This window comes from Methylomonas sp. PHL2-19, from assembly GCF_059331595.1.
The window spans coordinates 3,579,702-3,593,188 of sequence record NZ_CP196839.1 but is presented as its reverse complement, the minus strand read 5'-3'; the positions used below and the strand labels follow the sequence as shown (position 1 = coordinate 3,593,188).

Sequence of the window (13,487 nt, the reverse complement as noted above, 5' to 3'; positions counted from 1 at the left end):
TTTGATGACAGCAATAATCAGACCGTATGGCTTTGTCAGCCAAAAGTGCCAAATGTTCAACGACTTACTCTTACGAGCCTAGCGCCATGTTGTCGCGTTTGTAGCGATTTGTTTGCCATTTTGGCGCAAAACCGCTGTGCTGTCCCAGGTGGTTGCATAGATTGCTCTGGACGGGACGGGCCGTAAAAATCGTCTAAGCTTAGCCCAGCGGCTTTACCAGAGAGAACATCATGACCCAACAAACGCAAAACATCCTGATCGGCCATTTAACCGAAGTCAGAGGCGACGGTATGGATGCCCGTATCACTGAAGAACATTCAACAGCGGCGCCCATCATCAAACTCGGCGATGAAGAAATCCTGGCCGGCCATATCGGTTCGTACGTGGTGATCAGGCAGTCGCATATAGGCGTGTTGGCGCTGGTGTTCAAAATGTGGGAACGCGATCGTTTCGACGCTGCCGGCAATCGTGCAACCGACCGTTTTATTGCCTTAATCCCGGTCGGCGAGTTGAACGAAAACAATATCTTCATTCGCGGCGTGCGGCATTATCCGACGCCGGGCGCGGCGGTTTATGCGGTTGGGCTCAGCGAGATCAACGCGATTTTTTCCAAATTCCGCGATTACGAATTTTTTATTGGGCAGCTGGCCAGTCACAAGGATTATCACCTGAGCCTGGACCCACGTGCGTTGTTTGGCCGGCATTTTGCGATTATCGGTCAATCCGGTTCCGGTAAATCCTGGACCGTCACCAGCTTGATCCAGCACACCATGAAAGCCATGCCTAAGACCCATATGATCATGCTGGATCTGCACGGCGAATACTGTTGGAAACGACCAGATGGCAGTATCGAATCGGCATTTCCCGAAGAGCAAGTCAATTACGTTGATGCCATGGATTTGGAGATGCCGTACTGGATGATGTCCTATGCTGAGTTGGTGGACTTGTTCATTGATCGCGATGACAGAGGGGCCTCGATGCAGATGTCTTTCATGCGCGAAGTGCTGCAACAATTGAAGCGTAAGGAAGCCAAAGCCATTGGTCTAGGCGTGGTATCGATAGACACGCCGATTTATTTTTCGCTGGCGGAAATGTATATGCAATTCAAGGCCGCCAACGAGGAGCGTAAAGACTTTGGCAAAACCAAGGGCGCCTTATTCGGCCAGTTCGATGAGTTTTTGGTGACGATGCAGAGCCGTTTCAACGACGTGCGTTACGACTTTTTGTTAAAACCCAAAAAACGCAACAACTCGGCCAGCATGGCGGATTTGCTCAGGCAATTCGTCGGTCTGGGGCAAAAAAAGGCCAACATCACGGTGGTCGATCTCAGTTCCGTACCGACCGACGTGCGGCCGGCGGTGTCCGCGCAAGTCGGGCGGTTGGCGTATGAGTTCAACTACTGGAACCCGCGCCGCCGCGAATTTCCGATCACGCTAATCTGCGAAGAAGCGCATGCCTATATCCCGCGCGAAAAAGGCGGCCAATTCGACGGCACCAAGCGGATGATGGAGCGGATCGCCAAGGAAGGCCGGAAATACGGGGTCTCTATCGGCGTGGTTAGCCAACGGCCCACCGAACTGTCGGAAACCATGCTGGCGCAATGCAGCTCGTTTATTTGTTTGCGCACCACCAATCCGGACGACCAGCAGTATATTCGCGGCCTAGTGCCGGAGGCCGAGGGCGATTTGGCGGATATTCTTAGTTCGCTCGGCCGGGGGGAAGCGCTAGTGCTGGGCGAAGCGGCGCCGCTGCCGACCCGGGTCCAAATCTACCGGCCCAATCCGGAACCGAAAAGTAACGATGTCGATTACTACACTAGCTGGCGCGAAGGCCCGGATGACCTGGATGTGGAAGGTATCGTCGCGAACTGGCGGACGCAGAATCGGCATTGAACAAAATAACTACACTTATGCGGGAACGCTTTTCATGAACGAAGCGGAACAATTCCGGATACTAGGAGCCCGTCGGACTTAAGTTTTTTTAAGCCGAAAATTTGGCGTCAGCCAAATGATCGAAGCCCTCAAGCTGTCGTAAAGTTACTCAGCCGGTCTTGAGAATTGATGTAGACGTGCTCCCCTTGGGTTATTCGACGGCATGCAACCCTATCATTGAGTTCGGCGGGGCTTATGCCCCGGCCAGCGCATACATCCGTTTCAGGTTAAACGCCATCGCCACCAGCTTCCATTCCCCGGTTACCGCGTCCAGTCCGCGTAGCGAGAACTGGCGAAAGCCCAGTACCTGCTTGATGATCCCGAATACGGGTTCCACCGTGCATTTGCGCTTGGCATAGCGGGCCTTGCCTTCGCGGGTTTTCAGGTACCAGGCCATGTTTTCCACCGGGTCGCCGGTGTTGGGTTTCGGCGCGTCGGCCGCCAGATATTCAGCCAGGGGCACAGGGTGGCTGTCGCGGCCCATGGCGATCAAAGGTTTGATGCCGCTTCGTTCGCAAGCCTGAACGTTGGCGGCGCTGAAGTAGCCCGTGTCGGCCAGCAGGGCATCGACTTGGCCCAACGTCTCGGGGAGTTTTTTCAGCTCGGCCAACATCGGTTCGACTTGTTGCTTATCGTTGGTCTGTTGCGTGACGCGGGTGGCGACGATCAGCATCGTGTCGGCGTCGACGGCGGCTTGGCTGTTATAGCCTTGCACGAAGCCTTCATGACTGGGCATGATGCGAGATTCTTCGTCGGTCAGGTTGATTTGGTCGTCAGGCTTGGGGCCTATTTCCGGGGCCTTGGGCTCCGGCCCTCTGGGCTTTTTGCCGGCCTGCCGTTGCGTTTCCCGGCGGGCAATCTTCGCCTCATACTCCTTTTGTGCCTGCTCATCGCGCGGCTTGACCCGCTCGGCGATCTGGGTTTTGGCTTCGCGCAGGGCTTTCAATCGGTCTTCACGCCGCGCCAGTTCGGCCGGCAAGTCCAGATCGTCGCGGTCGTCCGCCGCATCGGTTTCGGCGGCCTTTTGTAATAAGACCTGGACCTCGTCCCGCAGCTGCGCTTCCAGCTTTTCGATGTGACCGTGGGACAAGGCTTTATGCCTGGAGGCGTTCGCCTTCACTTTCGTACCGTCCAGCGCAATTTGCCCCAGTGTCACCAACTTCATCGCTTGGGACAGGCTGAGGACCTGGACGAACAGATCTTCCAGCTCGATCAGGAAGGTTTTGCGGAAATGGGCCAGCGTATCGTGGTCGGGATGCGTATCCGCGGACAGGAAACGGAACGCCACCGAATCGTAGGTCGCTCGTTCGATCTTACGGCTGGAAAACACGCCGGTGGCGTAACCGTACACCAGGAGCGCCAGCAGCACCGAGGGATGATAGGCCGCACTGCCGCGTCCCTGGTAACGGCTGGTTAATTGGCTCAGATCCAGTTGCTCGATGACTTCGACAACAAAACGGGCCAGATGAGCCTCCGGCAGCCATTCGTCCACCGAAGGCGGTAGCACGTAAAGTTGATGGCAGTTGACGGGAATGAATCGACTCATCACAGGCTCCGTATATCTGATCTTTTGACCGTCCTTATTTTACCAAACCGATGTCGCGGTTAGATCTACTGCGCTAAAGTCCGACAGACTCCTAGAAATATATTGCTCGGGATTTATGACGCCCTGGTTTGACAGCTCTCGAAATGCTGTCTAAGTTAGTTCATCGATTCTATTTTTAATCAGGCCCGATTTAACACTGTCTATAAAACTGTGACCTACCGCTTCCATTTCATATCGGGTTTACCCCGCTCCGGATCTACATTGTTGGCGGCTATTTTGCGTCAGAACCCTAGGTTTCAAGCCGGTATGAGCAGCCCCGTTGGTGCCTTATTTTCAGGTTTGTTGAACCAGGTCAGTGCTGGTAGTGAATGGGGGCCGGTCGTTACTGTTGAACAACGGCGTCGGTTGTTAACCGGTTTATTCGAAAATTACTATGCCGATCAGACTGGCAAGGCAGTGGTCTTTGACACCAATCGTATGTGGTGCGCGAAATTACCCGCAATTTTGGATCTGTTTCCTGATGCCAAGGTGATTGCATGCGTACGCAACGTGGCCTGGATTATGGATAGTATCGAGCGTTTATATCGCAGTAATCCTTACGAAAACACCTTGTTATTCAACGATGATGTGGAGCGCAATACGGTTTACAGCCGAGTAGACACCTTAGCGCAACGCAATCGGCTGGTCGGTTTCGCCTGGGCTGCTCTGAAGGAAGCATTTTATAGCGAACAGGCCGCTTCGTTGTTGGTCGTCGATTACGAGTTGCTGGCACGGGCGCCCGAGAAAGTAGTGTCGTTGATTTACGATTTTCTCGGCGAGCCCGCATATTCGCACGATTTCGCGAATCTGCATTACGATGCGCCGGCCTTCGATAATAATTTGGGGCTATCCGGCCTGCACAGCATTCGGCCGCAAGTAGCCTTTGAGAGCAGGGCAACTGTTCTACCGCCTGACCTATTCGCGCAATATGCCGACATGGCATTCTGGCGCGACGGTCGCGGCAGTCGCGCCCACGTGGTCTCCGCGCAGCCGGCCGCCGAGCCGCTGCTGAAATCCGTTTGATGTATTGTCGATTATAGGGAGCAAGACCATGAAACTATTCGAGCGCATTCGCCCTGCCGGGACTGGACATTGTCCCAAGGCGCCACCGTTACGTGCTTGGGCCTTGGAGCCGCGAATTCTGTTCGACGGCGCGGGGGCGGTCAGTGCCGACGCCGCTCATTCGGATGCGGCGCCAACCGCCGATCAGCCGCCATCGGCGCTGGACGCTCAACATTTGCTGGATGCGGCGGCCGGCTGCCAGTTTCCGGAAGCGCCGGCCGCTCAGCCTACCGCCGTCATCTTCGTCGATAGCCGGGTCAGAGACGCCGAAACCTTGCTGGCCGGCGCCGATCCGCGCGCCGAAGTCGTGATGTTGGAGGCCGGCCGTGACGGCGTGCAACAGATGGCCGATTATTTGGCGGATCGCCACGATATTTCGGCGATTTCGATTGTCGCCGAGGGCGGCGAGGCCAACGTTTGGTTGGGCAATGCCTGGCTGAACAATGATTCAATCGGCGGTTACGCCGCTCAACTCAATACGATAGGCCAAGCGCTGGCGGCGGACGGCGATCTGCAAATCTATTCTTGCAACCTGGGCCGTGGTGTCGAGGGTAGCGCGTTTACCCAGACCCTGGCCGATCTGACCGGGGCCGACGTGGCGGTGTCCGACGACCGCACCGGTGCTGGCGGCGATTGGGACTTGGAAGTGCGCACCGGCGACATCTCGGCGCCCGCGGCGTTTTCCGCTTCGGCCATGGCCGACTACGATTACACGCTGGCGACGGTTACCGTCACCAACAATAACGACAGCGGTGCGGGGTCGTTGCGCGCGGCGATTGTGTCGGCGTCGTCCGGCGACACGATTACATTCAACGCCGGGATGACGATTACGTTGACCTCCGGCCAACTAGCGATTGCTAAGAGTCTGACCATAGACGGCGATCTGGACGACAACGGTAGCGCGGACGTTACCGTCGATGCCAATTACCACAGCCGGGTGCTGTCGATTACCAGCGGTACCGTGACCGTGGACGGTTTGACGATGACCCATGGCTTGGTCTCCGGCAACGGCGGCGCGTATAACAGCGTCAACGGCGGCGATGCGTTGGGCGCTGGGATTTCTGTGACCGGAGCGGGCACTAAGGCCACATTTTTGCATTCGACAATCACCGGCAACGTTGCGGCCGGCGGCGGCGGCAACGGCGGTAGCGACAACGGGTCTTACGGTTACGGCGGTGGCGGCGGCGCAGGTTGGGGGACGACAGTCGGCGGGGCAGGAGGCGCATTCAATGCCTCTACGTCCGGGGCTTCAGGTTCGGCGGGCACGGGTGGCGACGGTGGCTTCGCCTCGGTCTCCAGCGCAAAAGGCAGGGGTGGTAGCAGTGGCGTCAGTGGCGCCGGCGGCGCCGGCGGAACCAGTGGTAGTAACAACGCGGGCGGAACCGGTGGAACCGCCGGCTCGGGCGGACTGGGTTTTATCGGCGGCGGTGGTGGCGGATACGGTTCCGGCAGCGGCAGCGCGGTTGTTGGTCGGGGAGGGATTGGCGCCGGCGCTTTAGCGATTGGTTCCGGCGCAACCGTGTATATGGCGTCGACCTCGATCACCAATAATCTCGGTGCCGGTGGTGGTGGCGCGGGTGGTTACGGCGTCAATGGCGGGGACGGTGGAGCTGGTGTCGGTGGAATATACAACAATGGTACCTTCAAATACGAAAACTCCACCATTACCCGTTCTTCGAATTACGGTGACGGTGGTAATGCCGGAACTTCCTCCGGCGGTTCCGCCGGTGCGGCCGGCTCGGGTGGCAATGCCGGAACCGAATGGTTGGCCGGGCCCGGTAGCACAGCTGCCTGGACGCCGCCCGCGCCGACGCCGTCGATTACTTCGGCTACCTACGATGCCGGCACCAACGTACTGACCGTCACCGGCACCAATATGACCACCGGCGATACGATCGATGTGTCGAAACTGACACTGACTGGAGAAGGCGGCAATACTTATGTTTTGACCAGCGCCAATGTGACCGCCGCTAGCGCCACCAGTTTTGCGGTGACTTTGAACGCCACCGACCAAATTAACGTCGAAGGCTTGCTGAACAAAAACGGTACCTCATCGGTGGGCGGCACGACTTTCAATATAGCGGGTGCGGCCAATTGGGATGCAACACAAAGCGCGGCAAGTGACCTTACTGGAAATGGCATCACCGTCAGCAACGTTCAAACCCCGACTATAACCTCATCAACTTACGACGCCAGTGCCGCCACTTTAGCGGTCACCGGTAGCAATCTGGTTAAAGCCAGCGGCGCGACCAATGACATTACCGCCAACAAATTTACCTTTACCGGCGAGGGTGGTACGACTTACACATTAACTGACACTTCGAATGTAGAAGTGACGTCAGCCACTGCTTTTACGATTACTTTGAGCGCCACCGATAAAGCGGCAATCAATCAAATCCTCAATAAAAACGGCACCGGTTCCACCAGCGGGACTACGTATAATTTGGCGGCGGCGGACGACTGGAACACCGTTATCGGCAATGCCGATATTTCCGATGCTACCGCTAACGGCATCACCGTCAGCAACGTAGCGGTGCCGACGATTACCAGTTCGACCTACGATGCCAGCGCTGGCTCGCTGGTGGTCACGGGTACCGGTTTTCTCAAACTAAACGGTGGCACGAATGACATTGTCGCCAACAAATTTACCTTCACCGGCGAGGGTGGTACTACTTACACGCTGACCGACACCGCCAACGTGGAAATTACTTCCGGGACGGCGTTTACCTTGGTATTAAGCGCCACCGACAAAGCGGCGATCAATCAATTGATCAATAAAAACGGCACCTCGTCAACCGGCGGCACCACCTACAATCTGGCGGCCGCCGAAGACTGGACGGCCGGCGCCGACTCCGCCGTGGTGGTGGCGGATCTGACCGGTAACGGCATCACCGCCAGTAACGTCGCGGCCCCGGCGATTACCTCTTCCACCTACGACGCCAGTGCCGGCACCTTGGTGGTGACGGGCACGGGTTTTCTGAAATTGAGCGGCGCGACCAACGACATCGTCGCCAACAAGTTCACCTTTACCGGCGAGGGCGGCGCGACCTACACGTTGACAGATACCGCGAACGTCGAGATTGGCTCCGGCACCGCGTTCACGATGACCTTGAGTGCAACCGACAAGGCAGCAATCAACCAGATGCTCAACAAAAACGGCACCTCATCAACCAGCGGCACCACCTACAACTTGGCCGCGGCCGAAGATTGGGCGGCTGGCGCCAACTCGGCGGCGGTCGTGGCCGACTTGACCGGTAACGGCGTTACCGTTAGCAATGCCTCGGTCCCGGCCATCACCAGCGCCACCTACGATTTCAGTACCAATATCCTGGTGGTCACCGGCACCGGTTTTCTGTCGAAGTCCGGCGCTACCAACGATATAGACCTGACCAAGCTGACTTTTACCGGCGAAGGCGGTGCGACTTATACGCTGACCAATGCCACCGGCGTGGAGATCACATCGGCGACTTCGTTTTCGGTAACACTTAGCGGAGCCGATCTAACCAATGTGGAAGCACTGTTGAACAAGGACGGTACCTCCGCTACCAGCGCCACAACCTATAACCTGTCCGCCGCAGCCGGATGGAGTCGCGGCGATGCGACTAACGGCAGCGATACCGTTAACGCCATCACGGTGAGTAATTACGTTGCGCCGACGGTAACCTCCGCCACTTATGACGCCGGCACCAATGTCCTGACAGTAACCGGCACCAATCTGGTGTCCAAGTCCGGCGCGAACAACGATGTGGCGGTGTCCCTGCTTACGCTGACGGGAGAGGGCGGCACTTATACGCTGACTTCATCCGATGTCGAAATTACCGACGCCACCACGTTCTCGGTAACATTGAATGCCGCGGACCAACTCGTGGTGCACGGCTTGCTGAATAAGAATGGTACTTCGTCATCGGGAGCCACTGTCTACAATTTAGCCGCCGCTGAAGATTGGCTGGCGGGTACCGCCGCCGCGACGGTTGTGGCAGATCTTACCGGTAACGGCATTACGGTCAGTAATGTCCAAACGCCGACTATTACCTCGTCTACCTACGATTCGGACACTGGCGTCCTGAGCGTAACCGGCACCAATTTGTTTGGCAAGGTAGGCGCCACTAACGATATTGACCTCACCAAGTTGACATTTACCGGACAAGGCGGCGCGACTTATACGCTGACCAGCGCCACCGGCGTCGAGATAAGCTCCGCCACTTCGTTTAGCGTTACGTTGACCGGAGCCGATAAAACCAACGTCGACGCATTGCTTAACCAAATCGGTACCAGCGCAGCGGACGCCACCACCTACAATTTGGCTGCGGCCAATAACTGGCTGGCCGGGGCTGATCCGGCGGCCACCATAACCGACGCCACCAATGCCGTTACCGTGTCCATTGCTCCGAAAATTACTTCGGCCACATATGATGCGGCCACCGGCAGCCTAGTGGTGACCGGCACTAATATGCAGGCCAAAGCCGGCGCGGCCAACGACATCACCGCCAACAAGCTGACCTTTACCGGGGAGGGCGGAGCAACTTACACACTGACCGATACAACGAATGTGGAACTTACCAGCGCCACATCGTTTACGCTGGTCTTGAGCGCTACCGATAAGGCCGCGATTAACCAAATCGTCAACAAGAACGGCACCAGCTCGACCGGTTCGACTACTTATAATTTAGCGGCGGCCGATGATTGGGATGCTCAAGTCAGCGCGGGCGATACTTCGGATCTGACCGGCAACGGCATTACCGTCAGCAACGTGGCGGTCCCGGCTATTACCTCGTCTACCTACGATGCTTCCACCGGTTCGTTGATTGTGACCGGCAGCGGCTTTCTAAAACTGAACGGTGCGACTAACGACATCGTCGCCAACAAATTCACTTTCACCGGCGAAGGCGGTACCACTTATACGCTGACTGATACCGCCAACGTCGAAATCACCTCGGGAACCGCGTTTACGCTGGTACTGAGCGCCACCGACAAAGCGGCGATCAATCAGCTGATCAACAAAAACGGCACCACATCGACCGGCGGCACTACTTATAATCTTGCCGCCTCCGAAGATTGGGCGGCCGGTGCTGATGCGGCTGTGGTGGTCGCGGATCTGACTGGCAACGGCATCACCACCAGCAATGTCGCCGTGCCGACCATTACCGGCATGACCTACGACGCTAGCACAGGTAACCTGGTTTTCACCGGCACCGGCTTTCTAAAACTGAACGGTGCGACGAATGACATCGTCGCCAACAAATTCACTTTCACCGGCGAAGGTGGCGCGACTTACACCTTAACTGACACCGCCAACGTAGAAATTACCTCGGGCACGGCGTTTACGCTGATACTGAGTGCCACCGACAAAGCAGCAATCGACCAACTGATCAACAAAAACGGTACCAGCTCGACCAGTGGCACCGCTTATAACCTGGCCGCGGCCGAAGACTGGGCGGCTGGCGCCGATGCAGCGGTGGTCGTGGCCGACTTGACTGGCAACGGTATCACCGCCGGCAACGTCGCGGCGCCGGCCATTATCTCGTCCACCTATGACGCTACCACTGGGTCGTTGGTGGTGACGGGCACTGGTTTCCTGTCGAAGTCGGGCGCAACTAACGACATCGTTGCCAACAAATTCACTTTTACCGGCGAAGGCGGTGCGACCTATACCCTGACTGATACCGCTAACGTCGAGATCACCTCCGGCACCGCGTTCACGCTCACCTTGAGCGCGACCGACAAGGCCGCGATTAACCAGATCGTCAGCAAGAACGGCACTTCATCGACCGGCGCGACCACCTATAATTTGGCCGCGGCCGAAGACTGGGCGGCTGGCGCCGATGCGGCAGTAGTCGTGGCGGACCTGACCGGCAATGGCGTGACCGCCAGCAACGTCGCCGTGCCGACCATTACCGGCATGACCTACGACGCTAGCACAGGTAACCTGGTTTTCACCGGCACCGGCTTTCTAAAACTGAACGGTGCGACGAATGACATCGTCGCCAACAAATTCACTTTCACCGGCGAAGGTGGCGCGACTTACACCTTAACTGACACCGCCAACGTAGAAATTACCTCGGGCACGGCGTTTACGCTGATACTGAGTGCCACCGACAAAGCAGCAATCGACCAACTGATCAACAAAAACGGTACCAGCTCGACCAGTGGCACCGCTTATAACCTGGCCGCGGCCGAAGACTGGGCGGCTGGCGCCGATGCAGCGGTGGTCGTGGCCGACCTGACTGGCAACGGTATCACCGCCGGCAACGTCGCGGCGCCGGCCATTATCTCGTCCACCTATGACGCTACCACTGGGTCGTTGGTGGTGACGGGCACTGGTTTCCTGTCGAAGTCGGGCGCAACTAACGACATCGTTGCCAACAAATTCACTTTTACCGGCGAAGGCGGTGCGACCTATACCCTGACTGATACCGCTAACGTCGAGATCACCTCCGGCACCGCGTTCACGCTCACCTTGAGCGCGACCGACAAGGCCGCGATTAACCAGATCGTCAGCAAGAACGGCACTTCATCGACCGGCGCGACCACCTATAATTTGGCCGCGGCCGAAGACTGGGCGGCTGGCGCCGATGCGGCAGTAGTCGTGGCGGACCTGACCGGCAATGGCGTGACCGCCAGCAACGTCGCTGTGCCGACCATTACCGGCATGAGCTACGATGCCAGCACTGGTAGTGTGGTGGTCACCGGTACCGGCTTTCTGAAACTGAATGGCGCGACGAATGACATTGTCGCCAACAAATTCACCTTCACCGGCGAAGGTGGCGCGACTTACACCTTAACTGACACCGCCAACGTAGAAATTACCTCGGGCACGGCGTTTACGCTGATACTGAGTGCCACCGACAAAGCAGCAATCGACCAACTGATCAACAAAAACGGTACCAGCTCGACCAGTGGCACCGCTTATAATCTGGCCGCGGCCGAAGACTGGGCGGCTGGCGCCGATGCAGCGGTGGTCGTGGCCGACCTGACTGGCAACGGTATCACCGCCGGCAACGTCGCGGCGCCGGCCATTATCTCGTCCACCTATGACGCTACCACTGGGTCGTTGGTGGTGACGGGCACTGGTTTCCTGTCGAAGTCGGGCGCAACTAACGACATCGTTGCCAACAAATTCACTTTTACCGGCGAAGGCGGTGCGACCTATACCCTGACTGATACCGCTAACGTCGAGATCACCTCCGGCACCGCGTTCACGCTCACCTTGAGCGCGACCGACAAGGCCGCGATTAACCAGATCGTCAGCAAGAACGGCACTTCATCGACCGGCGCGACCACCTATAATTTGGCCGCGGCCGAAGACTGGGCGGCTGGCGCCGATGCGGCAGTAGTCGTGGCGGACCTGACCGGCAATGGCGTGACCGCCAGCAACGTCGCTGTGCCGACCATTACCGGCATGAGCTACGATGCCAGCACTGGTAGTGTGGTGGTCACCGGTACCGGCTTTCTGAAACTGAATGGCGCGACGAATGACATTGTCGCCAACAAATTCACCTTCACCGGCGAAGGTGGCGCGACTTACACCTTAACTGACACCGCCAACGTAGAAATTACCTCGGGCACGGCGTTTACGCTGATACTGAGTGCCACCGACAAAGCAGCAATCGACCAACTGATCAACAAAAACGGTACCAGCTCGACCAGTGGCACCGCTTATAATCTGGCCGCGGCCGAAGACTGGGCGGCTGGCGCCGATGCAGCGGTGGTCGTGGCCGACCTGACTGGCAACAGTATCACTGCAAGCGTTAATAACCCGCCGCTGGCTAGTGACGCTGTTTTTTCGGTGGACGGCACCGGCAGCCACGTTTTTAACCCCGCTGATTTTCACTTTAGTGATACCGACAATACTGATAGCTTGCAAGCTATTACCATCCTTAGTTTGCCGACTACTGGTAGTCTGACGCTGAACGGTGTGGCAGTCAGCATCAGCCAGTCGATTAGCGTCGCTGATTTGCATGCAGGTTTGCTGGTATATACGCCAGCTGAGAACGTCGACGCTAGTGTAAGTTTCGGATTTAGAGTTAACGACGGTGCAGCCGATTCCGTAGCCAGCTATACCCAAACGCTTAATGTAATCGCAGCCTCAACGACCAATGCCACGCAAACCGTCGACTTCAATGGCGGTAACACCGGTCTTCGGGTGACGGGTGTCAGTGTGGCAACTCCGCCAACCAGTGGCGCCACCGGCGGATTGGTTGACGCCGGTATTACCACTACCAGTAGTCTTGGCGGTGGCGTGGCAAGTGGTGGAGCTTTTGGTGGTGGGGCGGGTATCGGCGCTGGTCTTATAGGCGTCTCGACCGACGGTTTTGGCGTCGATCCAGCCATTTTTACCTCGGATATTAACGGTTCTAGTTGGTCCTCGAGCAGTGGTCAGACCTCTTCCTTACAAATGGAAGCGAATATCGATTCCGGCAGCGGTAATTTCACTATACCAGCCGAAGCGTTGTTAGGTCTTGATACCAGCTCCGGTGTTAGTTTTCAGGCAGCGCAAGCTAATGGCAGCAGTTTACCGGCATGGATTCGTTTCGATCCGGTCACCGGCAGTCTAAGCTTGAAGGAAGGCGCCACTACTAAAACCATCGTTAAAATCACGGCAACCGACGGCAAGGGAAATCAGACTGTGATAACGGTTATTCTGAAGCCCAAAACCTCGCAGGGCGAGGGCCGGAGTGATGGGCAAGGGCGCCCCACGGGAGGCCGGCCGCAGTCTGGCGGGCAGCGGTCGGGTTCGGCAGCCGATCCTCATGTTACACCGCGAGCCGCGCTTGGCGGTATGTCGCTCAGCGAACAAATCCAAGCCTTTGGCACACAGGGTAACCAACGAGATGCCGATGCATTACTGCAACATATCGGCAAATTGTATGGCCAATCGCACGACGTCGCATAAATTCATTAACCAGGAA

4 protein-coding genes are annotated in these 13,487 nt (G+C 57.2%); 3 read left to right on the top strand and 1 reads right to left on the bottom strand.

Features of this window, described 5'->3' with window-relative positions; genetic code table 11:
• The first annotated feature begins 230 nt into the window (after window positions 1-230).
• A complete protein-coding gene (locus tag ACR02O_RS16560; protein WP_033158061.1) occupies window positions 231-1,892 on the top strand; it encodes an ATP-binding protein in 1,662 nt (553 codons plus the stop codon).
• Between the two features lie 232 nt (window positions 1,893-2,124).
• On the opposite strand, the gene ACR02O_RS16555 is transcribed toward ACR02O_RS16560, so the two are convergent.
• Complete coding sequence (locus tag ACR02O_RS16555; protein WP_494522036.1) at window positions 2,125-3,477, bottom strand: IS1182 family transposase; 1,353 nt, start codon at window positions 3,475-3,477, stop codon at window positions 2,125-2,127.
• A 210-nt stretch (window positions 3,478-3,687) separates the two neighbouring features.
• Here ACR02O_RS16555 and ACR02O_RS16550 point away from each other — a divergent pair, with 210 nt between their 5' ends.
• The gene (locus tag ACR02O_RS16550; RefSeq protein ID WP_458137823.1) at window positions 3,688-4,539 is read left to right on the top strand and encodes a sulfotransferase family protein; all 852 of its coding nucleotides are present in this window, start codon (window positions 3,688-3,690) and stop codon (window positions 4,537-4,539) included.
• A 28-nt stretch (window positions 4,540-4,567) separates the two neighbouring features.
• The gene (locus tag ACR02O_RS16545; RefSeq protein ID WP_494522035.1) at window positions 4,568-13,471 is read left to right on the top strand and encodes a DUF4347 domain-containing protein; all 8,904 of its coding nucleotides are present in this window, start codon (window positions 4,568-4,570) and stop codon (window positions 13,469-13,471) included.
• Window positions 13,472-13,487 lie beyond the last annotated feature (16 nt).

What these genes read in the sequence shown, in the direction of transcription:
- ACR02O_RS16560 (WP_033158061.1), top strand. Translation starts at nt 231, where the DNA reads ATGACCCAACAAACGCAAAACATCCTGATCGGCCATTTAACCGAAGTC.
- ACR02O_RS16555 (WP_494522036.1), bottom strand. Translation starts at nt 3,477, where the DNA reads ATGAGTCGATTCATTCCCGTCAACTGCCATCAACTTTACGTGCTACCG.
- ACR02O_RS16545 (WP_494522035.1), top strand. Translation starts at nt 4,568, where the DNA reads ATGAAACTATTCGAGCGCATTCGCCCTGCCGGGACTGGACATTGTCCC.